The organism is Gordonia sp. NB41Y, from assembly GCF_030718915.1.
GTDB lineage: Bacteria > Actinomycetota > Actinomycetes > Mycobacteriales > Mycobacteriaceae > Gordonia > Gordonia desulfuricans.
Genome location: NZ_CP132196.1, coordinates 5,190,792 through 5,216,977 on the forward strand (window position 1 = coordinate 5,190,792; position 26,186 = coordinate 5,216,977).

The window sequence follows — 26,186 nt, forward strand, 5'->3', positions numbered from 1 at the left end:
ACCAACCGGTGGGGACACGTCGGCCGGTCATGAGTGGAGGATTCAGGTGAAGACCAAGGGCGCACTGCTGCGCGAACTCAACAAGCCGTGGCAGATCGAGGAGATCGAGATCGGCGACCCCAAGGCGCACGAGATCAAGATCCGCATGGAAGCGGCCGGTATGTGCCACTCCGACCATCACCTGATGACCGGCGGTATCCCGATGGGCGGCTTCCCGATCCTCGGCGGCCACGAAGGTGCCGGTGTGGTCGAGGAGATCGGTGAGGGTGTCACCGACTTCGAGGTGGGCGACCATGTCGTGCTGTCGTTCATCCCGTCGTGTGGCAAGTGTCCGTCGTGTAAGTCGGGGATGGCCAACCTGTGCGACATGGGTGCCATGTTGCTGCAGGGGGAGGCCGTCTCCGACAACACCTTCCGGATTCACACCGCTGCCGGCGAGAACGTCTACCCGATGACCCTGCTGGGTACCTTCTCGCCGTACATGGTGGTGCACGAGGCGTCGGCGGTGAAGATCGAGAAGGACATCCCGTTCGAGGTGGCCGCCCTGTGTGGCTGCGGTATCCCGACCGGATACGGCTCGTCCACCCGCAGCGGTGACGTCCGTCCGGGCGAGGACGTGGCGATCGTCGGTGTCGGCGGCGTGGGCACCGCGGCACTGCAGGGTGCGGTGATCGCGGGCGCGCGCAATGTCTTCGCCATCGACCCGGTCGAGTGGAAGCGTGAACAGGCACTGAAATTCGGTGCGACACATGCCTTCGCGTCGGTCGGCGAGGCGGCGATGACGATCGCCGAGGTCACCTACGGACATATGGCGCACAAGGTGATCGTGACCGTCGGGGAGGTGCACGGCAGCGATGTCGACACCTGGATGGGCATCACCGCCAAGGGTGGCACCTGTGTGCTGACCGGTATGGGCAACATGCTCGAGAGCGATGTGACCCTGAACCTGGCGATGCTGACGCTGCTGCAGAAGAACCTGCAGGGCACCATCTTCGGTGGCGCCAACCCCAAACTCGACATCCCGCAGCTGCTGTCGATGTACAAGATCGGCAAGCTCAACATCGCCGACATGATCACCCGCCAGTACCGACTCGACCAGATCAACGAGGGGTACCAGGACATGCTGGACGGCAAGAACATTCGCGGGGTGATCCGCTACACCGACGCGGATCGCTGAGCGGCGCGGATCCGGCGGACTCCCGTGGGCCGCGAGTAATGTGGCCGGGGTGTCTGCGCTTGCTGCCCTCGACGACTGGCCCGTGGAGAACGTCGCCGGGGCGGTGATCACCGCCTCCGGTGACATCACCGTCCACGGTGACGCCGACCGTCCATACGAACTCGCCTCGGTCACCAAACTGCTGGTGGCCGAGGCGGTTCTGGTCGCGGTGGAAGAAGGGGCGATCGATCTCGACGATCCGGCCGGTCCGCCCGGATCGACCGTCGCCCACCTGCTCGCCCATGCCTCCGGGCTCGCCTTCGGTACCCGCGACGTCGAGGCGCCGGTCGGCACCGCGCGCATCTACTCCAGTGCCGGATTCGAGGTCCTCGCCGAGACCGTCGAACAGGCCACCGAGATCGCCTTTCCCGACTACCTCGCCGGGGCCGTATGCGAGCCGCTGGGCCTGACCGGCACGGCCCTCGAGGGGCCGGCCGGGCACGGCGCCGTCTCCACCGTCGCCGACCTCGCCGTATTCGCCGCCGAACTGCTCGCGCCGACGGTCCTGTCCGCCGGTCTCGCCGCACGCGCGACGACGGTGAACTTTCCGGGTCTGGACGGGTTCGTCCCGGGCTACGGCAAGCACCGCCCCAACGACTGGGGGCTGGGCTTCGAGATCCGCGGCCACAAGTCACCGCATTGGACCGGGACCACCAACTCGCCGTCGACCTTCGGGCACTTCGGCCAGGCCGGTACCTTCCTGTGGGTCGACCCGGAGCTCGGCGCCGCCGGGGTGGTGCTCACCGATCGCCGGTTCGGTCCCTGGGCGAAGTCCCTGTGGTCGGGTTTCAACGACAGCGTGGTCGCCGAGCTCTCTGTCGGACGGTGACGGTGCACCCGGACGGTGACAGTGCGCGGAGCGCCGGTCAGGGTGTCCGCCGGAGCGGTGTCCACTGGGGCATCGTGAATCACTGTTATCTCATCGGATGACAGGAATTGACACAAGAAACTGGCGCAACACGTGCATCGTCAGGCACAATCGAACCAAGGTATGTGCTATCCGGTGTCCCGAGGTGTGTTGGGGAAGACGTTCCTCGTCGACAACCGGAGGTGAAAAGGTGCGCAATCTGAACCAGTTTGCGGACGTGACAACGGGAGTGGTGTACATCCACTCGGCGCCGGTGGCGCTGTGCCCGCATGTGGAGTGGGCTCTGTCGTCGACCCTGAACGCGCGAGCGAATCTCAAGTGGTCGGCGCAGGATGCCGAACCGGGGATGCAGCGTGCCACCGTCGACTGGACGGGCCCGGTCGGTACCGCGGCCCGGCTGGTCAATGCGCTGCGCGAGTGGTCCGGACTGCGGTTCGAGGTCACCGAGAACGCCAGCGACGGCGTCGACGGCGAACGCTTCTGCTATGTGCCCGGACTGGGTCTGTGGCGCGGTTCGATGGGCGCCAACGGCGATGTGATCGTGGGGGAGGCCCAGCTGCGCGCGATGCTCGACTCACAGCCCGACAGCGCCGGACTGGCCGCCGAGATCGAGGCCGTCCTGGGCACCGCGTGGGACACCGCGCTGGAGGACTACCGGATGGGCGGCTACGGCGCCGAGGCCACCTGGCTGCAGCAGCGCGTCGGCTGACCACCCGCGTTCACGCCCCGGCATCGCGCGTGGCCGGGGTGCGTCGTGCACCGTGATGCGTACGGCCGACCCCACCCGCCGCCTCCGGCGAGACGACACGAACAGCAAGGGCACCGCAGTAGCGGTGCCCTTGCTGTTCGTGTTCTGCGTCGTCCGACCGCGGGGTCAGTAGCGCCCGAAGGCGAGCGCCACGTTGTGACCGCCGAAACCGAACGAGTTGTTGATCGCGTAGTCGATCTGTCCGCGGCGCGGCTGCCCGTGTACGACATCGAGTTCGCACTCCGGATCCTGGTTCTCCAGGTTCAGCGTTGCCGGGATGATGCTCTCTTCCACCGACTTGATGGTCAGAACCGACTCCAGCGCGCCGACCGCACCGATCGAGTGGCCCAGCGCCGACTTCGGTGCGTACACCGCGGCGTGGTCACCGATCGCAGCCCGGATCCCGACGGCCTCGGCGGTGTCGCCGATGGGGGTCGAGGTGGCGTGTGCGTTGACGTGGGTGATGTCGTTCTTCGTCAGGCCGGCCGTCTGGAGCGCGCGGGTCATGGCCCGTGCGTTGCCCTGACCACTGGGGTCCGGGGCGACCAGATGGAAGCCGTCGGAGGTGATCCCGGCGCCGAGGACGCGGGCGTGGATGTGCGCACCACGTGCGACGGCATGCTCTTCGCGCTCGAGGATCAGCATCGCTGCCGCCTCGCCGAACACGAAGCCGTCACGGTCCTTGTCGAACGGACGCGAGGCGGCCGCCGGATCGTCGTTGCGGGTACTCATCGCCCGCATCATCGAGAACGCCGCGATCGGAATCGCATCGATGTGCCCCTCGACGCCGCCGGTGACGACCATGTCGGCATCACCCATGACGATGTGCCGCCATGCGTGGGCGATGGCCTCGGCACCCGACGAGCACGCCGAGACCGGCGTGATCACACCGGCGCGGGCGCCGATGTTGAGCCCGACCACAGCGGCCGGACCGTTGGGCATGGCCATCGAGACGGCCAGCGGGGAGACCTTCCGGTAGTTGCCGGAGGACTCCATCGCCTTGACCGCGTCGATCATCGCGTCACCGCCGCCCTGGCCGGTACCCAGGACCACCGCGAGGCGGTCCGGGTCGACCTCGGGCTCGCCGGCCTGCGCCCACAGGCGCTTGCTCATGACGTGCGCGATCCGCTCGACGTAGGCCATCCGGCGTGCTTCGACGCGGGTGACCTCTTCGGCAGGGTCGGCCAGCAGACGACCACCGACACGGCACGGCAGCTCGCCGTACTTGGTGACGAAGTCGTCGGTCAGCTCACGGATGCCCGTCTTACCGTCGAGCAGCCCCTGCCAGGTCGAGTCGAGATCGACGCCGAGGGAGGTGGTCGCCACCATGGAGGTGACCACCACGCTCGGGAAGTTCCCGCCCAGCGTGGAGTATTCGCGGAGGGACGGCGAGCTCACGAGTTCTGATCTGCCTCGATCTGCGCCTTGATGGCGGCAGCGGCATCGGGGTTCTCTGCCTCGAGCTTCTGGATGTAGGTCACCGCGTCACCGACGGTGCGCAGGCCGGCGAGATCCTCGTCCGGGATCTTCACGCCGTACTTGTCCTCGGTCTGCACGGCGATCTCGACCATCGACAGCGAGTCGATGTCGAGGTCGTCGACGAACGACTTGTCCATCGTCACCTCGGACGGCTCGATGCCGGTGACCTCTTCGATGATCTCGGCGATACCGGCAATGAGTTGTTCCTGGGTGGCAGCCACTGGGTGGTTCCCTTCTTCCGATTCAGTTGGTTGTTTCCGGAGCGGCGATGAGGCGTGTGACGCTCACGCACGCTTGGACATCCGGCCGATGGCCGGATTTCCGGGGGTCGCGGACGGGCCGCGACCGCTATCCAAGTTCGATGACCTTCTCGAGGTCGTCCGGGGTCTTCCAGGCAACCGTGGGGGTGCCCTTCAGCTCGCGCTTGGCGATCCCGGCGAGCGCACCGGCGGGCGGCAGCTCGACGATCGCGGCGACGCCGGCCTCACGCATGTGTGCCGAGCACAGGTCCCAGCGGACCGGGCTGGTGACCTGGGTGACCAGCTTCGACAGTGCGTCGGCACCGTCGGTGACCGGGCGGCCGTCGGAGTTCGACAGCAACGTGCGGGTGGGGGCCGACGGGGTGATCCTGGCCGCTGCGGCTGCGACCGCGTCCTGCGCGGGAGCCATGTAGCGGGTGTGGAAGGCGCCTGCCACCGCGAGCTTGCGGGTGCGGGCCTTGGCCGGCGGATTGGCGACCAGCTCGTCGATGGCGGCGACCGGGCCGGCGGCGACGATCTGGCCGGCGGCGTTGCGGTTGGCCGGGACCAGGTCGAGCTCGTCGAGGCGGGCGAGGACCTCGGCCTCGTCGCCACCGAGCACCGCGGCCATGGTGGTGGCCTCCTGGGCGCACGCCTTGGCCATCTCGGCGCCACGGATGGCGGCCAGGGCCACGGCCTCGTCGGCGCTGATCACCTCGGTGATGGCGGCGGCGGCCAGCTCACCCACCGAGTGGCCTGCGACGACCGCGTCGGCGGGCAGTTCGCCACGCTTGCGGTACTCGTCGTAGGCGAGCAGAGCGGTCGCGACGACCAGCGGCTGGGTGACCGCGGTGTCGGTGATCTCCTCGGCGGTGGCGGTGGTGCCCAGCCGGATCAGGTCGAGCCGGGTGAGCTTCGACCACAATTCGAGCTGATCACGAACGCCGGGCAGTTCGAGCCAAGCCGTCAGCATGCCGGGGGTCTGTGAGCCCTGTCCGGGCGCGAGCATCGTGAGCACGTGACCAGAGAACACCCTCCGGGCCCGAAAAGTGGGTGTAGAGGTCAATGAACCTCACCGGACGGATTTGTAGGGTTCCCACAAAGGTAATCGTGGCGTCACCCGCATCGTCATCACACCGAGATTCGTTACGTAACCGTGTCCATATGGCCGCTGCCAGCGCAAACAGTATCTCCGTGATGTTACTGATGGGTTCTATGTGGCAGATGTCGATGTTTCGTTCTTGAAGCGTGTCAAACGTCCGACGGTCGCCGCGATGCGTAGGACATACGCGTCGCGGGGGTTAGTTGGATCACGTCCTGTGATTTCTGCAATTTTCTTCAGTCTGTACCGGACGGTATTTGGATGGATATACAGTTCGCGCGCACATGCCTCGACCGAGCCGCCGCAGTCCAGATACGACTCGAGAGTGTGGTTCAACGTCGATCCGCCATGGGTCAGCGGTCGCACGAGCGTGTCGATGAGGGTCGCCGTCGCGGTGGAGTCGCCGTTGAGTGCGCGTTCCGGTAGCAACTCGAGACTGTGCACGGGGCGCGGCGCACCCGGCCAGCCCACCACCGCGGTCATCCCGGCCATCGCCTCGGTGGCGCTGGTGTGTGCGGCATTCAGGTTCGGCATCGTCGGGCCGATCACCACCGGACCGTCGGCGAAGTGGGTGAGCAGCTCCAGGGTGAAGCGATCGGTGGGACGGATCGGGCCGGAGACGATGGTCACCAGGAGGGTGCCCTGGACCACCGACAGCGCCGCCCTGTCGTGCCCCTTGGCGGTGTTGTGGATGGCCAGCGGGACCGAGACGTTCTGCTCGGGCGGGGGTGCCCCGATGATCACCGTCGCCGGGGCGTCGGAATCCCAGTTCAGCGCCGCGGCCCGCGACATCAGCTGCGGGCCGCTGTCACCACGGACCACCGCGTCGACGACGAGGGCCTCGAGGCGGGAGTCCCACGCGCCGCGCGACTCGGCGGCCGAGGCGTAGATGGCCGCCGCGGCGAAACCGATCTCCCGGCCGTACCGCAGCACCGACTCGGTCAGGGCCCGCAGCTGCGCGTCGTTTCGGGCGAGCAGCGGCAACCACTTCTCGAAGAACTCCATCGCCACCCGGACCATCTCGACGGTCTGCAGCAGCGTGATGCGGCGGGCGAGATCCTGGGGGACCACCTGGAATGCCTGCACCGTGAACTTGACGTTGCCCTCGGGATCCTGGATCCACTCGACGAAGTTCACCACCGCGGTCTGCACCACCAGCTGCACGCTGGCGCGCTGTGCGGCGTCGAGATCGGCGAAATAGGGCAGCTGGTCCTGCATCGAGTGGATCGCCTCGGTGGCCAGCCGGCCGCTGTACTGCTTGACCCGGCGCAGCAGGGTGTCGGGCAGCGCGTCGTGCACCGTCGCCGGCGCGGGCACGTGGGCGCCGCGCTCCCCGAAGACGTCGGCCGGTGGTTGAGGCTGGTTCACCCGGGCATCGGACACCCATCCAATGTAGTCCGCGAGGCACTCCACCGGCCCCGACACGACACCGTGGCAGTCCTCACCGGCGATCGGTGGGGACTGCCACGGGCAGATCAGACGGGCCGGCCCGTCGGATGGATGCCGACGACCTACGCGCTGCCGGTGTCGGCGTAGGACACCGCCGCCGCGTTGACGTCGGTGATCTTGTACCGCTCGGCGGCCGCGGCGGCCACCGATGCATCGACGTGTCCGTCGCGGGCCAGGGCGACCAGCACGGCCACCACGATCGACTCGGCGTCGACGTTGAACACCCGGCGTGCGGCCGGGCGGGTGTCGGAGAAGCCGAATCCGTCGGTGCCCAGCGTCAGGTAGGTGCCCGGCACGTAGGCCCGGATCTGCTCCTGGACGCCGCGCATGTAGTCGCTGACCCCGACGAACGGACCCGACGAGCGGCCGAGGACCTCGGTCACATACGGGGTGCCGGCCGCGGCACCCGGCTCACGGACCGCCGCCCGGTCGATCTCCACGCCGCCGCGGGCCAGCTCGCTCCACGAGGTCACCGAGTACACCGATGCGCCGACATTCCACTCGTCGGCCAGCAGCTCCTGCGCGCGCAGCGCATCCGGCATGGTGACGCCCGAGACCAGGATGTTGGCCGGATACTGCTTGCCCTCGGGGGCCGGACGGAACCGGTAGACACCCTTGAGCACGCCCTCGACGTCGAGGTCGGCCGGCTGGGCCGGCTGACTGATCGGCTCGTTGTAGACGGTGATGTAGTAGAAGACGTTCTCCGGGTCGTCGCCGTACATCCGCTTGAGACCGTCGGTCACGATGTGGCCGAGTTCGTAGGCGAACGCCGGGTCGTAGGCCACCACACCGGGGTTGGTGGCCGCCAGCAGCGGCGAATGGCCGTCGGCGTGCTGCAGGCCCTCACCGGTCAGGGTGGTGCGGCCGGCGGTCGCACCGATCACGAAGCCGCGGGTCATCTGGTCGGCGGCGGCCCAGAAGCTGTCACCGGTGCGCTGGAACCCGAACATCGAATAGAAGATGTAGAGCGGGATCATCGGCTCGTCGTGGGTGGCATACGAGGTGCCCACGGCGGTGAACGAGGCCGCCGAACCGGCCTCGTTGATGCCCTCGTGCAGGATCTGACCCTCGCTGCTCTCCTTGTAGGCGAGCATCAGCTCGGCGTCCACCGAGGTGTAGAGCTGACCGTTGCGGTTGTAGATCTTGAGCGTCGGGAACCACGAGTCCATACCGAAGGTGCGGGCCTCGTCGGGAATGATCGGCACGATCCGCTTGCCGATCTCCGGGTCGCGCAGCAGGTCCTTGAAGATGCGGACCAGCGCCATGGTGGTGGCCACCTGCTGCTTGCCCGACCCCTTGGCGGTGGTCTTGAGCGCCTTGCTCGCATCCGGGTGCAGCGGCTTGGCGACGGTGCGACGGACCGGCAGCGACCCACCGAGGTGCTTGCGCCGATCGAGCATGTACTGGATCTCCGGCGAGTCCATCCCGGGGTGGTAGTACGGCGGCAGGTAGGGGTTCTCCTCCAGCTGCGCGTCGGTGATCGGGATGCGGGTGGAGTCGCGGAACGCCTTGAGGTCGTCGAGCGTCAGCTTCTTCATCTGGTGCGTGGCATTGCGGCCCTCGAAGTGCTTGCCCAGCGTGTAGCCCTTGATGGTGTGCGCCAGGATCACCGTCGGCTGGCCCTTGTGGTCCTTCGCCGCGGCGTAGGCGGCGTGGATCTTGCGGTAGTCGTGGCCGCCGCGCTTGAGGTTCCAGATCTCCGCGTCAGTCATGTTCTTGACCAGTTCCTTGGTGCGCGGATCCCGGTTGAAGAAGTGCTCGCGGACGAAGGCGCCGTCGTTGGCCTTGTAGGTCTGGTAGTCGCCGTCGGGGGTGGAGTTCATCAGGTTGACCAGCGCACCGTCACGGTCGGCGTGCAGCAGCGAGTCCCACTCGCGGCCCCAGATCACCTTGATCACGTTCCAGCCGGCGCCGCGGAAGAACGATTCGAGTTCCTGGATGATCTTGCCGTTGCCGCGCACCGGGCCGTCGAGCCGCTGCAGGTTGCAGTTGACCACGAAGGTGAGGTTGTCCAGGCCCTCGGTCGCGGCGAAGCTGGCGAAGCCACGCGACTCGGTCTCGTCCATCTCGCCGTCGCCGAGGAACGCCCACACGTGCTGGTCGGAGGTGTCCTTGATGCCGCGGTCGTGCAGGTAGTGGTTGAAGCGTGCCTGGTAGATGGCGTTCATCGGGCCCAGACCCATCGACACCGTCGGGAACTGCCAGAACTCCGGCATCAGCCGCGGGTGCGGGTACGACGGCAGGCCGCCGCCCGGTCCGGCGTGGCTGTGCTCCTGACGGAAGCCGTCCATCCGTTCGGCGCTGATCCGGCCTTCGAGGAAGGCGCGCGCGTAGATGCCGGGGGAGGCGTGACCCTGGATGAAGATCTGGTCACCGCCGCCGGGATGGTCGATCCCGCGGAAGAAGTGGTTGAAGCCGACCTCGTACAACGACGCCGACGACGCGTAGGTGGAGATGTGGCCGCCGACGCCCACTCCGGGGCGCTGCGCGCGGTGCACCATGATCGCGGCGTTCCACCGGATGAACTGGCGGAACTGGCGTTCGACGGACTCGTCGCCGGGGAACCACGGTTCGTTCTCGGTGGGGATGGTGTTGACGTAGTCGGTGGACGTCAGCGAGGGGATCGCGACGTTCTGCTCACCGGCGCGTTCGAGCAGGCGCAACATCAGGTAGCGCGCTCGGGCGGGGCCGGCGTGGGCGACGAGCTGGTCGAAGGACTGCAGCCATTCGGTGGTCTCGTCTGGGTCGATGTCGGGCAGATACGACGCGACACCCTCGCGGATGACCCGGACACGGGCGCCGGATGTCGCGGACGGGGCGACGCCGTGTGTGGCTGTCGCGTCGGTGGATTCTGCCTGTTCGGTCACGGTGATGCCTACTCCTCGATCTGGGCCGGCGTGGGGTTGTGCGCGGCGGTCGATGACACGCGGACACGGCTGCGAGGATGGTGTGCCCGCTCACGTGTCCACTCCTTATCGTGCCCCATGCGCCGAAGCTTGGCATCGGGTGAGTGGCGATTCGGTATCCGCGCGCTGACCTGCGGTAGCGTTCGCTCAGGCGTTACCGGCGAGTAAGTGAGGGGTGGCGAGATGCGGCACCGTGGTGGTCTGTCCTGCGTCGATGTGTCCTGCGCCGAAGCCCCGTGCACGGGTGTCCGCCGTGGTGACGCCGACAGCGGCGGTGTGGCCGGGGACGGTCCCACCCCGGCGACGCCGGTGCGGGGCACGCGCGGACTCGCTGTGTCATTGATCACTCTCGGCGTGGCACTGGTCGCGGCGGTGGTGAGCGGTTGCGCCACCTCGGTGACCGGATCGGGCACGGCGCCGTCGGATCAGCTGGCCCTCCACAGCTCGGAGGTGTCGGTGTCGGCGGCCTCGGCGCACCGGCACGACGCGACGGTCGCGCTGTGCCGGACGGCCACCTCCTCGATGGTCGTGATGGTCAAGGGGTACAACGACTTCCTCGAGGCACTCAACCGCTTCCACTCCTATGACAAGGTCGGTGACCTCGACGATCGTGCGCGCGCGGCGTTGATCGCGGGGGCCGACCGGATCCGTGACGCCCGCGATCCGGAGGTGCCGGCCGATCTCACGACGCCGGTGAACACCTTCCTGGCCAGTACCACCCGGCTCGAGGACGCGATCGGCGCGCACGAACTGACCGGACTCAACCCGGTGGCCACCCGCTGGAGCACCGACAAGCAGGCGGTCCTCGACGTGTGTGCCCGGTATCTGCCGCCGCCACCGGGGATCGCCACCCGCACCTCGGCGGTGGTGCCGGTGCCGGCCGGGTGATCGATCGGACGACAATCCGGGGGACGCGTCGCGATTCGCCGACGTAAACGGGCCGGTGGTGCACTACGCTGTGTGCTACGGCTGACACGGACGTGTCGCCCGACGACATGAACACAGATCTCAGGAGGTCTCGCGCGGTGGTAGCCGCCTCAGGGGGCATTGGCTCCGACGGCAGCAGTGCACAGAAGCTGGGCTTTGCCCAGGGCATGGTGGTCCAGGAACTCGGCTGGGACGAGGACACCGATGACGACCTGCGGGTCGACATCGAGGACACCATCGATGCCGAGATGGTCGACGAGGACGCTGACGATGTCGTCGACGTGGTGCTGCTGTGGTGGCGCGACGGCGACGGGGATCTGGTCGACCGGCTGATGGATGCGATCGGCCCGCTGGCCGACGACGGATATGTATGGGTGGTGTCACCCAAGACCGGCAACGACGGCTACGTCGATCCCAGCGAGATCGCCGAGGCGGCGCCGACCGCCGGACTCACCCAGACCTCGGTGGTCAGCCTCGGTGACTGGTCCGGGTCACGGCTGGTGCAGCCGAAATCCCGCTCCACCGGCAAGCGCCCATGACCGTTTCCACGGGTTCGCCCGTCGGTCACCTGCGTGTGGGTGACATCGCTCCCGACTTCGAGTTGCGGGACCAGAACAACCAGCGTGTGTCGCTGTCGGCGTTGCGTGATGCCGGACAGAAGGTCCTGCTGGTGTTCTTCCCACTCGCATTCACCGGCACCTGCCAGGGCGAACTGGGCTACATCCGCGACCATCTGCCGGAGTTCGTCGACGACGAACTCCGGACCGTCGCGATCTCGGTGGGCCCGCCGCCGACCCACAAGGTGTGGTCGTCGGCGCAGGGTTTTCTGTTCCCGATCCTCTCCGACTTCTGGCCGCACGGTGCGGTCGCCGACGCGTACGGGGTGTTCAACGACACCCGCGGATACGCCGATCGCGGCACGTTCCTGGTCGATCCCGACGGCACCATCCGGTTCGCCGATGTGATGGAACCCGGCGAGGGACGCTCGGAGAAACTCTGGGAGCAGGTACTCGGGGTGGCCCGGGCCTGATCCGGGCCGTTCGGTCCGACCGGCCGGACCCATCCGGGGCCGGCCGGGATCTGTCGTCCCGTGACCGCCCGTCTGTTTTGCTGGGCCTATACCCGGCTCAGCCCTGTGCGCTCACCGGACGATCGGGGGCCGGTGCGGCCTGGCCGGCGTTCACCGGCGCAGGGGTCGAGGGACCCGGGGCCGGCCTGGTCGGTGACGGCGGCACCGCGGTGACGTCCGACGACCGCAGCAGACACCCACGCGGCGGGGCGTCCTCGGCCGGGAAGACCGTCGCCAGCGCGATCGAGAACCGGTAGGCCCGCTCGGTGTAGCCGGCCGGCGTGTAGTGGATGCCGTCGGAGAACCAGCCCGGCTGTGCTTCTGCCGCCCAGTCGTAGAGGCGAAGATTCGGGTATCGCTTGCACGCGCGCAGGAGTGCCTTGTCGAACTGCTGCATCGCCCGGTTGTCGTACGCCGGGTTCTCGTTGAGCGGGCTGGTGATCACCGTCGGCCACAACACCGGCTGCCCCTTGAGCGGCGCCAGCAGACGGTCGATCCGCATGTCCACCGGACCCGGTCCGCCCACCTCGACATTCGCCGTGTCGTTGATCCCCATCGCCATCACCCAGCAGCCCCGGACACCGCGGGCCAGTTGTCCCTCGATCGAGGTCACCGCGTTGGGCTCGCCGTTCACCGTCTCCAGGCTCGATCGGGCCCCGGCGATGTCGGTGATCACCGTCTTGGCCCCGACGGCCTTGTATCGGCCGGTGATCCGGTCGATCGGATCGGGCAGGGTGTCCGCACTGTTCATGCCGATCGACGTCGAGTCCCCGACGTGGACGACGGTGCTGCAATCGGTGCGCCGTTCGGTGACCGGCAGTGTCGGGCCCGCCGGTGCGGTGGTCGACGTCGGCGGCAGGTCCTCGGCGAGCGCCGCGGTGTCGAGGTCGCCGGGGGTGTCCGCGTCGAGGCTGCCCAGGGCGATGAGCCCACCGATCGCCAGGGCCGCGACCAGCACGATCGAGGCGAGCAGCTGCGGACGGCGTCGGCGACGCAGAGTCGGCGACGGGGTGCTCTGACCACGTGCCCCCTGGCCGGGGCCGTGTGCGGAGTGCGGCGGGTGTGCCGGCCCGTGCGGCCCGGCGGCGACGGGGATCCGGCTGGTGTCGGTGTCGTCGTCGAAGACCTCGGTGCTGGTGTCGGTGTCGGTCCCGGTGGACTCGTCACCGGCGGGCGCGGCAGGACTTGTCGGAGACGTGCGGGGGGAACGGGCGTCGAGGGCCGCCTCCACCTCGGCGGGCAGGTCGTCGTCTGCGGGCAGCAGATCCGAGGGCAGTACCTCGGCCTCGGAAGCATTCTCGGAAGCTGCCTCGGCGTCGACCGCCGCGGTGACCTCGGTGCTGGTCTCGGTGTCCGCCACGGCCTGCATCGGCACCGTGCGGGCCCCGTCGGCCGGGGCCGTATCGGACACCCCGTCGGTCGAGTCGTCGCTCCCGGTGGCCTCGAGGTGGGGGACTTCGAGGTGGGGGGCCTCGTCAGGTGCGGCCGCGTCGGGGGGCGTGTCCGGTCCCGTGGTCTCCGGGGCGTCGGTCGTGCCCTCGGGGGCGGGTGAGGCCACGGACTCGGCGTCGGCCCGGCGCCGGGCGTCCATCCGTTCCTGCAGAACGGTCAGCCGGTCGGTGAACCGGGTGGTCAGCGCGATGAGCCAGGCGAGGAAGTGGTTCATGAGGGTGTCCTCCGGATCTCGCGGAGTGGTGAAGGCCTTACGGAAACCGAATCGGCGGATCGGGTCCTCGACGTAGCGCCACGACACCGCCGACAGGACGAGGGTCGTGATGATCACGACAGATGCGGTCGCGACGGGTTTCTCGGAGCGGAAGGCCGCCGGGAGGAACGCGATCACCGGCATGTGCCAGAGGTAGATGCCGTAGGAGCGCTCGCCGATCCACCGCAGCGGGGGGAGTGCGAGCACGGTGGCGACCAGGGTCTCCGGGACGACGGTGGCCATCAGTACGGCCATCGTCGCGAGGGTGAGCAGCACGATCCCGCTCCGGTAGAGCGAGATGTCGCCATCCGGTGTGGTGGCGATCAGATAGCCGATGAGGGCGAGGCCCCCGAGGGCCAGGACGTCGAGGGTGCAGCGGGCGTTGTGGCCGACCGTCCGTGCCCGCGCCGGCCACCAGAACGCCAGCGCCGCCCCGAGGAGCAGGCCGCCGGCCCGGGTGTCGGTGCCCTCGTAGGCGCGGGTGTTGTCGAATCCCGGATGGGCGATGCCGTTGAGCAGCAGGAACGATCCGATCGCGAGCGCGAGGATCGCCAGGGTGACCCAGATGCGTTTCTTGAGTACGGCCAGCAGTGCGGCGAGCAGCAGGGGCCACAGCAGGTAGAACTGCTCCTCGATCGACAGCGACCACAGATGGTCGAACGGCCCCGGGCCACCGAACCGGTCGAAGTACGAGTCGGCCGACCCGATGTTGTACCAGTTGTTCACGTAGAACAGCGCCGACAGTGCCTGCCACGAGTACTTCGCCACCTTGTCCGGTGCCACGACCGAGGCGGCGACCAGCGAGGTGCCCAGCACCAGCACCACCGCGGGCAGCAGCCGACGCAGGCGCGCCAGCCAGAAGCGCTGGAGCGCGAACCCTCCGGTGCGCTCGCGGGTGGCCAGCAGGAGTGAGGTGATCAGGAAGCCACTGAGTGTGAAGAAGACGCCGACGCCGAGGAGTCCGCTGCTGAACCCCGGCACATGGAGGTGGTAGAGGACGACAAAGCAGACCGCGAGCGCGCGGAGACCATCGAGGGCCGGGAGGTAGGTGGCTCCGGCATGAGTGGGACGTGGCATAGAGGCAGAGTGCGTCTTCGGGTCGGCGTCGGTGGGGGACAGCACAGCGCTGCTGTCGCGGTGCCGGACAGGGGCACCAGGCGCCCCGAGTCTAGCCCGGGCCCACCGAAGGACCCAGCCGCCACGTCGGCCGTGTCGTCCGGTTGTACGACGTTTTGCTCGGAATGCGTAAATTTTTGTGGCGCACCAGATCTGGTTGCGTAATCAACCACTGCCCGTGGCCCGCACGATCAGCCTGCGACCCACCGGGTGGCGGGTGCGACGCCGGCTCCGGGAGGGAAGGCCGTGGCGAGTGCGTCGGCGAATCGGCGGTTGCGTTCGGCGGTCCCGGCGGCCGTGTAGTGGATGCCGTCGGCGAACCATGCCGGTCGTGCGGCCGCGGCCCAGTCGTACACGGCGAGGTTGGGATAGCGTGCCACGGCGCGACGCAGGGCGGCGTCGAACGAGGTCATCGATTCGGCGCGGTAGGCGCTGTTCGACGGATTCGACGTGGCCACGGTGGGCCACAGGACGGGCTGCCCGGCGAGCTGGCCCATGATGCGATCGATGCGCTCGTCGGCGTCCACCGTGCTGCCCACGGCGATGTTTGCGGCGTCGTTGACGCCCATCGCGATCACCCAGCATCCGCGGGCGCCGCCGGCCAGCTGTGTCCGGACCGCGTCCGCGGCGTTCGGCCGCCCGCCCACCTCCTCGACGATCGATCGGCCGCCGTCGGCGTCGAGGGTCACATGTGTGGCCCCGACCCGCTTGTACTGCGCGGTGAGGGTGTCGTCGGGGGTGGGTACCCGGGCGACGTCGTCGACGCCCACCGATGTGGAGTCCCCGACCTGGATCACCGATGTGCAGCGGGTGGTGCCGGCCGCGCCGTCGGGACGGAGCAGGCCGTCGAGGCCGGGGATCAGGCCCAGGATCTCGTCGAGGGGGAGATCGGCGGACGAGGTGCCCAGTGCGCCGGCGAGATCCCCGAGCGGTTCGGCCGCGGCCGGGGACGCGCCGAGCACGGTCACGGCCGCAGCCATACCGAGGGTCGCCGCGGCGACACGCCGCCGGAGCCGGCGGTGACGGTTACGCGGACCACGGGCGGGACGAAGACGCAGATGCATAGTCACAATGGTCCCACTGAACTACACCGGTCACTCCTGTCGCAATCCAGCGGGGGATACAGCTTGATAACCGGGTGATCACGGTGAGCTCGGGACCGGTCGCGAGCACGGCGCCTATGCCGGGAACGTCACCTTTGTCGGGGCATTGCGCGTCTGGGTGGTGCCGTCGCCCACCTCGCCCTTCGAGTTCAGACCCCAGCAGTAGGTCTCGGCGTCGGCCACCGCGCAGACATTCGATCCGGACACCGCGAGCGTGGTCACATCGTGGAGGCCGGGGACCGAGGCCGGCCGGACCGTGTCGTCGCCGCCGGCGATTCCCACGCCGCCCCAGCATTTCAGTTCCCGGGTCAGGGTGATGGCACATGTCGCCTCGGCTGCGGCCGTGACCACGGCCAGCGCATCGGTCAGGACGGGCGTGGGCGTGGACCGGGCGGTCGTGGTGCCGTCACCGATCTGGCCCTGATCGTTGGAGCCCCAGCAGTAGGCGACATCGTCGACCTGGACGGCGCAGGTGGTGGCATTGCCGATGGTTCCGCCGGTGCTGATCGCGGGTGCGTACTCCACACCCTTGATCTGGGTGGGCGTGTGCCGGTCGACGGTGGTGCCGTCACCGAGCTGCCCGTTCTTGTTCGATCCCCAGCAATACGGGGTGTTCGCCGCGACCGCGCAGGTCACGTCGTCGCCGACGGAGATCGCGGTGACCCCGCTCAGGCTCTCGACCTTGGCCGGGGCGGTACGCGGGGAGGTGGTGCCGTCACCGAGCTGTCCGGAGCCGTTGGCGCCCCAACAGTAGAGGCTACTGCCGGCGATGGCGCAGATGTTGGACCCGTCGACGTCGACGTCGGTCACATCGGTGAGCCCGGCGACCTCCTTCGGGACCGTCGTCTGCTGCAGTGCCGGCGATCCCCAGCAGTACAACGTGCGGGAGGCCACCGCGCAGGTGGTGGAGCCGCCGGTCGCGATGTCGGTGACGTCGCTGATCCCGGCCACCCTGGTCGGTGTGTGCCGGTCTACCGTGGTGCCGTCACCGAGTTGTCCGTCGTCGTTCTGGCCCCAGCAATAGCCGACGGCGTCACGGACCGCGCAGGTGGTGAACACGTCCACCGACAGCTCGGTGACCTGACCGGTGAGCGCGACGGGATCGCTCGCGGTGCTGTCGGAGCGACCGACGGCCAGCGTGACGCCTACCGCGACGGCGGCGACGAGGACTGCGGCGACCAGGGTGAGCAGGGCCGGGAGCAGCCGTCGTAGGCGGGACGGTGTCGGCGGCCTCGGCAGGATCGTGTCGGCCGGGGCGGTCGTGTCACCGGACTTGCGGGCCGCCTCGGCGGGGACCGCCGGTCGAAACGACGCCGAGCGCGTCGGTGTGGGTGCCGCGATCGCGGCCTGCGGGCCGGCGTCGGAGGCACCCAGGACGCCCGAGAGGGCCGCGGCGAAGGACTGGCAGTCGGGGTAGCGCAGCGCGGGATCCTTGGACAGGGCGCGGGCGAAGACCGGATCGAGCGACGCCAGATCGGGGCGTCGTCCACTCAGCGGCGGTGCGGGCCGCGACAACAGGGCCGCCATCATCGCCGACGGGGTGGGTGCCTCGAACGGGGTGACACCGGTCAACAGTTCATAGATCGTGCAGGCCAGCGCATATTGATCGGTTGCCGGGCCGGCGGGCAGTCCGTCCATGAGCTCGGGCCCGGCATAGGCGAGGGTGCCGATGAAGGCCTGGGTGGCGGTCATCCGGGTGGAGTCCATCAACCGGGCGATGCCGAAGTCGAGCAGCACCACCTGGTCGATCACGCCGTCGTCCTCGCGGGTGACGATGATGTTCGCGGGTTTGATGTCGCGATGGATCACCTGGTGGCGGTGTGCGTAGTCGAGCGCCTCGGCCGACCGGACCGCGACCAGACCGATCTCGGCGTCGGAGAGCGGGCTCCGCGACAGGTCCTCGCCGTCGAGATAGGTCATGGTGAACCACGGGGCGCCGGCCTCCACGCCGTAGTGGTGGATCGCGACGATGCCCGGATGCCGGAGCAGGGCCACGGTGCGGGCCTCGTTGGTGAAGCGTTCCTGGAAATCGGCGTGATCGGCGGCGGTCACCGAGATCACCTTCATGGCCTCGCGCCGCAGCAGGTGCGGGTGCTCGACGAGGAAGACCTGTCCCATCCCGCCCTCGCCGAGCCGGGCGAGCACACGGTAGCCGGCGAACTCGGTGCCGGGATCGAGTCGGCTCATGGGCGGTGCCCTCTCGTCGTCGGGACCGGTGCGGGCGGCAGCATCGGCGGCGTTGCGCTCAAAACCGCACCTCGACGGGGTGGAAGGTGGAGTCGTCGGTTCCGATGCCCAGCTGCCCCTTGCGATTGAGGCCCCAGGCGAACAACCCGGCGTCGGTGCGCACGAACGTGGTACTCGAGTCGGTGACGACCCCGGTCACCGGGCCGAGCCGGCCGCCGAGGTCGTCCGGGCCCACCTCCACCGGTGCGGTCAGGTAGCCCCGCCGGTCGTCGGGCACCATGCTGTCGAGATTGTTGCCCCAGCAGAACAGGCGCTGGTCGGCGACCGCGCAGATCGCCTGGGTGTTTGTGGAGACCGCGGTCACCGGCGGGAGCCCGTCGACGCGAAGGGGAGTGCGCGCGTATCGGCGGGTCGCGTCGCCCACCTGGCCGTATCGATTGTTTCCCCAGCAATAGAGTGCGGAATCGCTGATCACGCATGTGGTGCCCACCGCGGTGGTCAGTGCGGCGGCCCGGCCGAGTCCGGGGACGTGGGTGGGGGTGTGGCGGTCGGTGAACGTGGTGTCGCCGATGCCGCCGGATCGGTTGTAGCCCCAGCAGTACACATCGCCGGGGGCGGTCAGACCACAGGTGATCGCCGACCCGGTGTCGAGCACGGTGAAGTCGGCGGGGCCGTGCACGCGGGCCGGGACGAGTCGGTTCTCGGTGGTCCCGTCCCCGATCTGCCCGTAGGTGTTGGCGCCCCAGCAGTACGCACCGCCGTCGGCCACCGCGCAGGTGGTCGATCGTGGTGTGATCTCGCCGTCGACGAGGTCGATGTCGGTACCGGTCGAGACGGAGGTGACATGGTGGAGCGCCTCGACCTTGGTCGGCGTGGTCCGGTCGGCGGTGGTCCCGTCGCCGATCTGGCCGTTCTCGTTGCCGCCCCAGCAGTAGAGCGAACCGCCGGCGATCGCGCAGACCGACGTCCACCCGACGGCGATGCTGGTGACGTCGGCCAGTCCGGGGACCCGGGTCGGGGCGTTGCGGTTCTCGGTGGTCCCGTCGCCGACCTCGCCGTGTGCGTTGTCGCCCCAGCACCAGACCGCACCGTCGTGGACGGTGCAGGTGGTGGCGTTGGCGATCGCGAGGCTCGACGTGGTGGTCTGGACGAGTGCGGGTTCTCGGGTGAGGGCGAGCGTGGTGCCCACCGAGACCAGGGTTACGACCAGCAGCAATACGATTCCGCCGGCGATCATGCCGACCGTGCGGGTGCTCCGACGCCGATGTGCGGGTTCGGTGATCGCACCGGACGCGGGGTCGGTGCTGTGGGTGCCGGAGGTGGCGGCGTGGGCGTCGGTCGGCGCGTCGGGGGCCGGTGGTGTCGGCCTGGCGGGCGGGGCTTGGGGTGGGAGCGTTCGGGGCGGGAGCGTGTCGCCGGAGGGGCGGTCGATGGCACCGCCGGCGGGGAGAACGGCAGAGGGTGACGCAGCAGGGGGTGGTGCAGCAGAGGGTGACGCGGCAGGGGGTGACGCGGCAGGGGGTGAACCGGCGGAGAGGCCGCCGGCCGGTGGGAGCTCGGCCCGGATACCGGTGCGCTCCGGGGCGTCGCCGTGTTTCGGGCTGCCGGTGTGTTTCGGGTCGCCGGTGGGGACGATCGTCGGCTGCGCCCGGCCCCGGAGCGAGGGAACCGGGTCGGCGACCGGGATCGTCGCCGAGCGCGCTGCCGTCACCGAGCCGATGAAGCTGCGGCAATCGGGGTAGCGGTGGGCGGGTGAGTCGGCCAGGGCGCGGGCGAAGATCGGGTCGAGCACGGTGAGATCGGTGCGATGGGCGCCGAACCCGGTGAACGCCGGACCGGGCGGCGTGCCGGTGAGCAGGGTGAGCAGGATGGCGGCCAGCGAATACTGGTCGGCAGGAGCCTCGGCTGTGCCTCCCGTGCGTACTTCCGGGGCAGTGTAGGACGGCCCACCGGACAACGGGTTGGCCGAGCGTCGGGGCATCAGGCCGATGACGCCGATGTCGAGGACGACGACGCTTCCCGGAGCACCGGGCGGCGAGGCGGCGGTGAGCAGGATGCCCTCGGGTGCGAGATCGGAATGCAGCACTCCGTTGCGGTGGGCGTGGTCGAGGGCGTCGGCGATCAGGGCGCCGACACCGAAGGCCTCGGCGTCGTCGCGGCGCCCGGGACCGAGCGGCGCGCCGTCCACGTGGGTGGTGGCGACCCATGCGTACTGCTGATCGATGCCGTGATGGGTGATCCGGGGGAGTCCGGGATGGTCGAGATGGGTGAGTGCGCGCGTCTGCGCACCGAATCGTGCGCCGGAATCGTCGGCGGTCGCCCCGGGAGGGAGGACGCGCACGTCCTCGCGTCGGGGCGGGGTGTCGTGGTCGCCGAGGAACACCTGCCCGATGCCGTCGATGCGTATCGGCCCGAGCAGGCGATAGCCCGCGATCGAGCCCACATACTCCCCGCTCACAGAAAACCGTCCCCTCGGCATGCTCCGGCCGTGCAGCCCGCGTCGACGATACCGAAATGGTGTGTCGCCGCGGTCGGACCCCGTCGTCGGGGCGCGATCATGGGGCCTGGTCATGGGGTCTGGTCATGGGGTCACCGGGAGTGACCCCATGACCGTGGCGGACGGGCGAGTCGCACCGTGGTGGTGTCGGCGGTGCGCCACCGGGAGGGCATGACCCCGCTCCCGCGCATCGGTGCGCGCCCGGACGGTCTCGAGCGGGTGCGCGATCTCCCGCCACTGCCGCCGGTACCCCTCTACCTGGCCACCGGACCACGGGTACCGGCCGCTGTCCGGGCTGCGGTGACGCGCCGCATCCGGTCGGTGCTGCCGCAGCAGGACGTCATCGGCAGCTCGTGAATCCGATACCCGGTCAACGAATCTGGTGGCCGTTGCCGTTGCCGTTGCCGGGGCCGACGACCGGCCCACTCGGTGGGTGGCCCGGCGGCCGCCGGTCGCGGTTCTTGTTGAACACCACGGTCGCGATCGGGACGGCGACGGCGATCATCACGAGGATCAGGAGGAAGACCGCGACGATGCCCAGCATGTGAAGCACCCTAGGGTGTTTCGGCGCACCGGTGGGCGAGGAGCGAGTCCGCGTCGGCGATCCGAATGAGGGTTCGCGAACCGGCGATCACCTCAGATCCGGGTCGGTCCTGTCGTCGAACCGACCGACTGGAATGTGGTCGCGATGGCATCCGCATCCAGATCACCGGCGAGGCAGAGGGTCAGCAGCAGGCGGGATTTGAGCCCGTCGAGCGCTCCGGCCCGGACCAGGCCCATCGCCATCAGCTCGATCTCCGAACCGGGGAATCGGTAGGTGGCGGTGAGAACCTCACCGGCCCCGGCGCGGGACGCGAGGACCACCGGCATCACCGCGACCAGGTCGGCGATCGCCGGCAGTGCGGCCACCGGGACGTGACCACCGCCGAACGCCTCGATCACCACCCCGCGATAGCCGAGGTCGGCGAGGGCCCGCAGCTGCCGACCGTCGTCACCGAGTCCGAGCCGGACCAGCGCCACCGGCGGGACCGCAGGATCGTCAGGCAGGGTGAGGTGGTGCCGTGTCGCCGGGCGCAGGGCGATGACCGGTCGCCCCTCGGCGACCCACCCGATGGGGCCGAGACCCGGCGAGACAAAGGTGGCCGGGCTGGCCGTGTGACCTTTGTGAACGTAACGGGCGGAATGGATCTCGTCGCCGAGACAGACGGTCACGCCGGTGCCGACGGCCTGCGCCGAGGCGGCCACCTGGACGGCGCCGAGCAGATTCGCCGGCCCTTCGGAACCCGGCAGCGACGGATTGCGCATCGCGCCGGTGAACACGATCGGCGGATCGCCGGACCACAGCAGATCCAGGACGAACGACGTCTCTTCGATGGAGTCGGTGCCCTGGGAGACCACCGCGCCGACGGCCCCGTCGGCGACTGCGGCCGCGATGGCGTCGCGCAGCCGGATGAGATCCTCGATCGTGATCTCCGGTGACGGTGTGAGCAGGAACTGGTGCGCCCGGACGTCGGCCACCTCGTGGAGGCCGTCGACCGAGTCGGCGATGTCCTGGGCGGTCAGGGTGGGGACCGCACCGGCGACGTCACCGCGGACGCTGGCGATGGTGCCGCCGAGGGCGAAGTAGTCGATGCGGGGCAAGCTGGACGATGCTGCGGTCACGATTGTCCTTCTGGGGAGATCACGGGTACGGCTGAGATCATCGGCGCGGCGCGGCCGGCGGTGGTCGAGGGGTCAGGGATCGGCGCTCAGCGCTCGGCGGTGGACGTTCCACGACTCTGCGACGGCATCGGGATCGAGGTCGCGGACGAGGCCGAGCAGGCCGCAGTCGTCGTCGGTGACGTCGGCGTCGCGACGACGGGTGGGCACGCCGATGGCGCCGCGCGCGGCATGCAGGATCACCGGTCCGGCCGGGGTGCGCACGAGGCCCTTGACCCGCAGGATCTGCTGCGGGTGGGCGGTGACGAGGGCGCCGAGCCACAGTGACAGCACGGTCCAGTCGACGGTGCCGGGGACCGGTATCCACCGCGAGCGGGGCGCGGACAGGTCGGTCGTCGCCGGTAGCGGAACCGCGGCGGCCCCGTCGAACGATCCCATCGGTCGGAGGTCGCCGAACGTCGCGGCCCGTATCGCTGCTCCGGGGTTCAGTGCGGTGACCGTCGCGGCCACCGTTGCGAGCGCGGCGGCGTCGACCAGGTCGGTCTTCGACACGATCACCGAGTCGGCCTGCTCCAACTGGACCCGGGCCAGCTGCTCATGCACCAGGTCGGAGAGCCCCCGCTCGGCATCGACGACGATGACGACGTCGGCGACGACCACATTCGATGACAGGACCGGATCTGCCTCGATCGCGTGCAGCACACCGGCGGGATCGGCCAGGCCGCTGGTCTCCAGGACCGCGCGCCGCGGCCCCGCACCGGAGTGTCGGGCTGCGCACAGGTCCCGGAGCAACTCCGCCAGCGCATCTCGTCGGTCACAACACGCGCAGCCGCCGAGCAGCGCGTACACACCGGTCGCCAGGTCGGGGGCTCGATCACCGGCGTCGTTGACGATGATCGCGGTGTCGGGGTCACGGTAGGCGCGGTCGACCAGGGTCGTCTTGCCCGAACCGAGGAAGCCGCCGACGACGGTCAGCGAGAGCCGGCGGTCCAGGCTGTCGACGGGGGTGTGGATGGTCATCGGTCGGCCGCTCCGAGCTCCCGCAGCCGAGCCAGCATGCCGGGGTCGAGGGGATCGAACGGCCGGCCGGTCAGTTCGGCGAGGGTCGGCCACACGGCCGCGAGATCGGACACCACGCGGCTGCGTCCGTCGGCCGAGCTGACGGTGTAGCCGATGCCGGCCAGATCGGCGGTCACCCGGACCGCCGACCCGGCCAGCATCGCGGCGAGGACCCGGACCGATGCCGCGCGGGCGCGGCGGCGCGCACCGGCGTCGTCGACGATGCCCGCCCCGCACCATTGCGCCGGCGGCACGGGTGTCCCGCACATCCCACACATTCAGCTGCTGCCGTCGATCAGTAGTCGACGGGGCGTTCGGTGCCGGCGAAGGGGAAGCGGCTGCGGAAGTCGGCGGCGGTCTCCTCCATGGTCATCCAGCGGACACCTTCGTGGCCGTTGATGTAGTCGATGAGGCGCTCGAGTATGAGCAGGACCTGCGGCAGGCCGGAGACGTCCGGGTGGATCGTGATCGGGAAGATCGCGTAGTCCAGTTCGCGGTACACCCAGTCGAACTGGTCACGCCAGAGCTCTTCGATGTCGCGCGGGTTGACGAATCCGTGCGAGTTGGGCGAGGCCTTCATGAACATCATCGGGGGCAGGTCGTCGACGTACCAGTTGGCGCCGATCTCGACCAGGTCGATCTCGGTGCCGTGCACCATCGGCTTCATCCAGTCGGCGGCCTGCTTGGAGTAGTCGATGCCCGTCCACGAGTCACCCGAACGTGCGTAGAACGGGACGAAGTCCTTGAATCCCTGGCTGTGGTCGTACTCGAACCCGTACTTGAGCAGCAGGTCCGGGGTGTTGGACGACAGCTCCCACCACGGTGCGACGTATCCGCGCGGCGCCTTGCCGCTGAGCTCGGTGACCAGTTCCACCGCGCGGGCGAGCACGTCCTCTTCCTGGGCCGCGGTCATCGCCACGGGGTTCTCGTGGAGGTAGCCGTGCGCACCGATCTCGTGGCCGTCCGCGGCGACCATCGCGCACTCGTCCGGGAAGGTCTCGATGCTGTGGCCGGGGATGAACCAGCTGGTCCGGATTCCGTGACGCTTGAACATCTTGAGCAATCGCGGGACGCCGACCTGTCCGGCCCACACTCCACGCTGGATGTCGGACGGCGAGTCGGCGCCGCCGTACGAACCGATCCAACCCGCGACGGCATCGATGTCGATACCGAAGCTGACGATGATCTCCTTGGCCATGTCTACCTCGCACACTCGGGGGCGCATCTCGTCAGGGGGAGCGACCGAAAGGTGAAAGAACGATTGCGCAAACGTTCTTGCGGGACTGTAGGTGATCGTTGTTACAGTGGTCAAGGCGGGGTCGCCGACGACTCACTGCCGTACGGGCAGCGGTGTCAGCGGCCGTCGACGATGATGCTGGCCGAGACCGGATACGGCCGAGAGCGGACCGTCTGGCCGGCGAATCCTGGTGCGGGATAACCGCAAGAAGGGCGTGAAGGGCATCCGTGCTGAGTCGATTGCTCGCCGCGAGTCCGAGGAGCTGGACAATATCGGCGACGGTGTCGCCGACGAAGAGGACGAGTAGTGAGCAATTGTTCGGAGAACCGGACGGATAAGGCCGTCTGAACTTGGGGCTCGCCAACCGTGCGTTGGCACACCCGCGGCACACTGCGGGGAATCGGGACACTGGTCGCGATCGTATGGACAGCCCGCTGCCTGCGTCGATGATGGTGCGCGCAAAGGGATTCGAACCCCTGACCGCTGGTGTGTAAGACCAGAGCTCTACCGCTGAGCTATACGCGCGGGACGGACGTCGCGACGCCCGCACCAGTCAACGAATGTAGTCGCTGAACGGGGCAACTCCCAAACCGGCCGGAACCGGGCAGATCGTCAGGGGCCGTCGTGGTGGGCGGCCCGGCGGTATCGCGCCGCGAGTTCGTCGTGATAGTCGGCGACACTGCGGCATTCGTCGCGCAGGGCGTCGGGCTCGATCACGGTGAAGTCGACACCGAAGGCATACATCCAGCGGGCGATCGAGGTGAGCGACGACGAGTACATGCGCAGTTCACAGCTCGACTCGTCACCGGCCTCGATGGTGCCCCAGGAATCCGACATCATCGGGGCGATGGTCTCCAGCGGCGCGTGCATCCGCACCCGCGCCGACACCGCACGGTAGACCGCGCCGATACTGCGTTCGAGAAATGCCGACGCCCCGCCCTCCGGCAGCTCGCGGGGGACGAATCGGGGACCGGTCGGGGTCTTGGGGACCATGCGGTCGATCCGGAACGACCGCCAGTCGTCGCGGTCGGGGTCGAAGGCGACCAGATACCAACGCATCCCGTTGCGGACCAGCCGGTACGGCTCGACATCACGCCGGGACTCGGTGCCGTCGTGACGCCGATAGTCGAACCGCAGTCGCTCGTACCGATGGCAGGTGGTGGCGATGTCGGTGAGCACCTCGGCCGACACGTCGGCGGCCCGCGGTTCGTGGGGGATGGCTTCGAGCGCGAGGGCATCGAGCCGATGCCGCAATCGGGACGGCATCACCTGCCGCAACTTGGACAGTGCGCCGGCCGACGCCTCGGCCATGTCCGACACCGGACCGGTGGTCACCGCGTCGAGACCGAGCGCGACGGCGAGAACCTCCTGGTCGTCGAGCAGCAGCGGCGGCATCTGGGCGCCCGCACCGAGCCGATACCCGCCGCCGACGCCGACCGTGGCGTCCACCGGATAGCCGAGTTCACGCAGCCGGTCGATGTCGCGCCGCACCGTGCGCGTGGTGATCTGCAACCGGTCGGCGAGCTCCTGTCCCGACCATTCGCGTCGAACCTGCAGCAGCGACAGCAACTGCAACAGTCGGGCCGAGGTCTCCAGCATGGCGTCCATCGTGCCGGACAT

General features: G+C 69.0%; 22 protein-coding genes and 1 tRNA gene. 7 read left to right on the top strand and 16 right to left on the bottom strand.

Going from position 1 to position 26,186, the window contains the following annotated elements; all coding sequences use genetic code 11:
• The first annotated feature begins 46 nt into the window (after positions 1–46).
• The 3 genes from Q9K23_RS22705 to Q9K23_RS22715 all read left to right on the top strand — a co-directional run bounded on the left by Q9K23_RS22705 (position 47) and on the right by Q9K23_RS22715 (position 2,793).
• Positions 47–1,177, top strand: coding sequence for an NDMA-dependent alcohol dehydrogenase (locus Q9K23_RS22705; protein WP_020793113.1), 1,131 nt, complete (start codon positions 47–49; stop codon positions 1,175–1,177).
• 40 nt (positions 1,178–1,217) lie between these two features.
• Positions 1,218–2,045: a serine hydrolase domain-containing protein gene (locus tag Q9K23_RS22710; protein ID WP_348533951.1), complete on the top strand. Its 828-nt coding sequence runs from the start codon at positions 1,218–1,220 to the stop codon at positions 2,043–2,045.
• A gap of 229 nt (positions 2,046–2,274) precedes the next feature.
• Positions 2,275–2,793 carry a DUF3145 domain-containing protein gene (locus tag Q9K23_RS22715; RefSeq protein ID WP_053777543.1) on the top strand — a complete coding sequence of 173 codons (519 nt, stop codon included), beginning with the start codon at positions 2,275–2,277 and terminating at the stop codon, positions 2,791–2,793.
• Positions 2,794–2,958: 165 nt separating this feature from the next.
• Here Q9K23_RS22715 and Q9K23_RS22720 read toward each other — a convergent pair whose 3' ends face one another.
• The 5 genes from Q9K23_RS22720 to aceE all read right to left on the bottom strand — a co-directional run bounded on the left by Q9K23_RS22720 (position 2,959) and on the right by aceE (position 9,884).
• A complete protein-coding gene (locus tag Q9K23_RS22720; RefSeq protein ID WP_053777542.1) occupies positions 2,959–4,230 on the bottom strand; it encodes a KasA/KasB family beta-ketoacyl-ACP synthase in 1,272 nt (423 codons plus the stop codon).
• Entirely contained in the window at positions 4,227–4,532 is a 306-nt protein-coding gene (gene acpM, locus Q9K23_RS22725; RefSeq protein WP_053777541.1) for a meromycolate extension acyl carrier protein AcpM, read from the bottom strand. Before acpM ends, Q9K23_RS22720 begins: the two co-directional genes overlap by 4 nt.
• 127 nt (positions 4,533–4,659) lie before the next feature.
• Complete coding sequence (locus Q9K23_RS22730; RefSeq protein WP_162491051.1) at positions 4,660–5,568, bottom strand: ACP S-malonyltransferase; 909 nt, start codon at positions 5,566–5,568, stop codon at positions 4,660–4,662.
• A 195-nt stretch (positions 5,569–5,763) separates the two neighbouring features.
• Positions 5,764–7,035 carry a helix-turn-helix domain-containing protein gene (locus tag Q9K23_RS22735; protein ID WP_053777606.1) on the bottom strand — a complete coding sequence of 424 codons (1,272 nt, stop codon included), beginning with the start codon at positions 7,033–7,035 and terminating at the stop codon, positions 5,764–5,766.
• A 128-nt stretch (positions 7,036–7,163) separates the two neighbouring features.
• Complete coding sequence (gene aceE / locus Q9K23_RS22740) at positions 7,164–9,884, bottom strand: pyruvate dehydrogenase (acetyl-transferring), homodimeric type (protein WP_261977969.1); 2,721 nt, start codon at positions 9,882–9,884, stop codon at positions 7,164–7,166.
• A gap of 456 nt (positions 9,885–10,340) precedes the next feature.
• Here aceE and Q9K23_RS22745 point away from each other — a divergent pair, with 456 nt between their 5' ends.
• From Q9K23_RS22745 to Q9K23_RS22755, 3 genes are all read left to right on the top strand, one after another.
• A complete protein-coding gene (locus tag Q9K23_RS22745; RefSeq protein WP_261977962.1) occupies positions 10,341–10,895 on the top strand; it encodes a hypothetical protein in 555 nt (184 codons plus the stop codon).
• Positions 10,896–11,032: 137 nt separating this feature from the next.
• Positions 11,033–11,473, top strand: coding sequence for a DUF3052 domain-containing protein (locus tag Q9K23_RS22750; RefSeq protein WP_053777539.1), 441 nt, complete (start codon positions 11,033–11,035; stop codon positions 11,471–11,473).
• The gene (locus Q9K23_RS22755) at positions 11,470–11,964 is read left to right on the top strand and encodes a peroxiredoxin (protein ID WP_053777538.1); all 495 of its coding nucleotides are present in this window, start codon (positions 11,470–11,472) and stop codon (positions 11,962–11,964) included. The genes Q9K23_RS22750 and Q9K23_RS22755 overlap by 4 nt, the downstream gene beginning before the upstream one ends.
• A gap of 97 nt (positions 11,965–12,061) precedes the next feature.
• Here Q9K23_RS22755 and Q9K23_RS22760 read toward each other — a convergent pair whose 3' ends face one another.
• From Q9K23_RS22760 to Q9K23_RS22775, 4 genes are all read right to left on the bottom strand, one after another.
• Positions 12,062–14,785 carry an acyltransferase family protein gene (locus Q9K23_RS22760; RefSeq protein ID WP_082365922.1) on the bottom strand — a complete coding sequence of 908 codons (2,724 nt, stop codon included), beginning with the start codon at positions 14,783–14,785 and terminating at the stop codon, positions 12,062–12,064.
• 230 nt (positions 14,786–15,015) lie between these two features.
• Entirely contained in the window at positions 15,016–15,888 is an 873-nt protein-coding gene (locus Q9K23_RS22765) for an SGNH/GDSL hydrolase family protein (protein ID WP_053777537.1), read from the bottom strand.
• 114 nt (positions 15,889–16,002) lie between these two features.
• Positions 16,003–18,114, bottom strand: a complete 2,112-nt coding sequence (locus tag Q9K23_RS22770) for a protein kinase (RefSeq protein WP_053777536.1) — start codon at positions 18,112–18,114, stop codon at positions 16,003–16,005.
• Positions 18,115–18,172: 58 nt separating this feature from the next.
• Positions 18,173–20,572 (bottom strand): serine/threonine protein kinase, encoded by a 2,400-nt coding sequence (locus Q9K23_RS22775; RefSeq protein WP_305950291.1) that lies wholly within the window; start codon positions 20,570–20,572, stop codon positions 18,173–18,175.
• A gap of 210 nt (positions 20,573–20,782) precedes the next feature.
• Here Q9K23_RS22775 and Q9K23_RS22780 point away from each other — a divergent pair, with 210 nt between their 5' ends.
• Positions 20,783–20,968 carry a hypothetical protein gene (locus Q9K23_RS22780; protein ID WP_152972774.1) on the top strand — a complete coding sequence of 62 codons (186 nt, stop codon included), beginning with the start codon at positions 20,783–20,785 and terminating at the stop codon, positions 20,966–20,968.
• A 13-nt stretch (positions 20,969–20,981) separates the two neighbouring features.
• On the opposite strand, the gene Q9K23_RS22785 is transcribed toward Q9K23_RS22780, so the two are convergent.
• The 7 genes from Q9K23_RS22785 to Q9K23_RS22815 form a co-directional block, all read right to left on the bottom strand.
• The gene (locus tag Q9K23_RS22785; RefSeq protein ID WP_160319601.1) at positions 20,982–21,155 is read right to left on the bottom strand and encodes a hypothetical protein; all 174 of its coding nucleotides are present in this window, start codon (positions 21,153–21,155) and stop codon (positions 20,982–20,984) included.
• A gap of 92 nt (positions 21,156–21,247) precedes the next feature.
• The gene (locus Q9K23_RS22790) at positions 21,248–22,273 is read right to left on the bottom strand and encodes an asparaginase (RefSeq protein ID WP_053777534.1); all 1,026 of its coding nucleotides are present in this window, start codon (positions 22,271–22,273) and stop codon (positions 21,248–21,250) included.
• 72 nt (positions 22,274–22,345) lie between these two features.
• Positions 22,346–23,290 carry a GTP-binding protein gene (locus Q9K23_RS22795; RefSeq protein ID WP_053777533.1) on the bottom strand — a complete coding sequence of 315 codons (945 nt, stop codon included), beginning with the start codon at positions 23,288–23,290 and terminating at the stop codon, positions 22,346–22,348.
• Positions 23,287–23,598, bottom strand: coding sequence for a hypothetical protein (locus tag Q9K23_RS22800; RefSeq protein WP_053777532.1), 312 nt, complete (start codon positions 23,596–23,598; stop codon positions 23,287–23,289). The genes Q9K23_RS22795 and Q9K23_RS22800 overlap by 4 nt, the downstream gene beginning before the upstream one ends.
• Before the next feature lie 26 nt (positions 23,599–23,624).
• A complete protein-coding gene (locus tag Q9K23_RS22805) occupies positions 23,625–24,527 on the bottom strand; it encodes a polysaccharide deacetylase (protein ID WP_053777531.1) in 903 nt (300 codons plus the stop codon).
• Positions 24,528–25,016: 489 nt separating this feature from the next.
• A tRNA-Val gene (locus tag Q9K23_RS22810) sits at positions 25,017–25,091 on the bottom strand.
• 87 nt (positions 25,092–25,178) lie between these two features.
• Positions 25,179–26,165 (bottom strand): YafY family protein, encoded by a 987-nt coding sequence (locus Q9K23_RS22815; protein WP_053777604.1) that lies wholly within the window; start codon positions 26,163–26,165, stop codon positions 25,179–25,181.
• Positions 26,166–26,186 lie beyond the last annotated feature (21 nt).

What these genes read in the sequence shown, in the direction of transcription:
- Q9K23_RS22755 (WP_053777538.1), top strand. Translation starts at nt 11,470, where the DNA reads ATGACCGTTTCCACGGGTTCGCCCGTCGGTCACCTGCGTGTGGGTGAC.
- Q9K23_RS22760 (WP_082365922.1), bottom strand. Translation starts at nt 14,785, where the DNA reads ATGCCACGTCCCACTCATGCCGGAGCCACCTACCTCCCGGCCCTCGAT.
- Q9K23_RS22765 (WP_053777537.1), bottom strand. Translation starts at nt 15,888, where the DNA reads ATGCATCTGCGTCTTCGTCCCGCCCGTGGTCCGCGTAACCGTCACCGC.
- Q9K23_RS22770 (WP_053777536.1), bottom strand. Translation starts at nt 18,114, where the DNA reads ATGAGCCGACTCGATCCCGGCACCGAGTTCGCCGGCTACCGTGTGCTC.
- Q9K23_RS22780 (WP_152972774.1), top strand. Translation starts at nt 20,783, where the DNA reads ATGACCCCGCTCCCGCGCATCGGTGCGCGCCCGGACGGTCTCGAGCGG.
- Q9K23_RS22785 (WP_160319601.1), bottom strand. Translation starts at nt 21,155, where the DNA reads ATGCTGGGCATCGTCGCGGTCTTCCTCCTGATCCTCGTGATGATCGCC.
- Q9K23_RS22795 (WP_053777533.1), bottom strand. Translation starts at nt 23,290, where the DNA reads ATGACCATCCACACCCCCGTCGACAGCCTGGACCGCCGGCTCTCGCTG.
- Q9K23_RS22800 (WP_053777532.1), bottom strand. Translation starts at nt 23,598, where the DNA reads ATGTGCGGGACACCCGTGCCGCCGGCGCAATGGTGCGGGGCGGGCATC.
- Q9K23_RS22805 (WP_053777531.1), bottom strand. Translation starts at nt 24,527, where the DNA reads ATGGCCAAGGAGATCATCGTCAGCTTCGGTATCGACATCGATGCCGTC.
- Q9K23_RS22815 (WP_053777604.1), bottom strand. Translation starts at nt 26,165, where the DNA reads ATGCTGGAGACCTCGGCCCGACTGTTGCAGTTGCTGTCGCTGCTGCAG.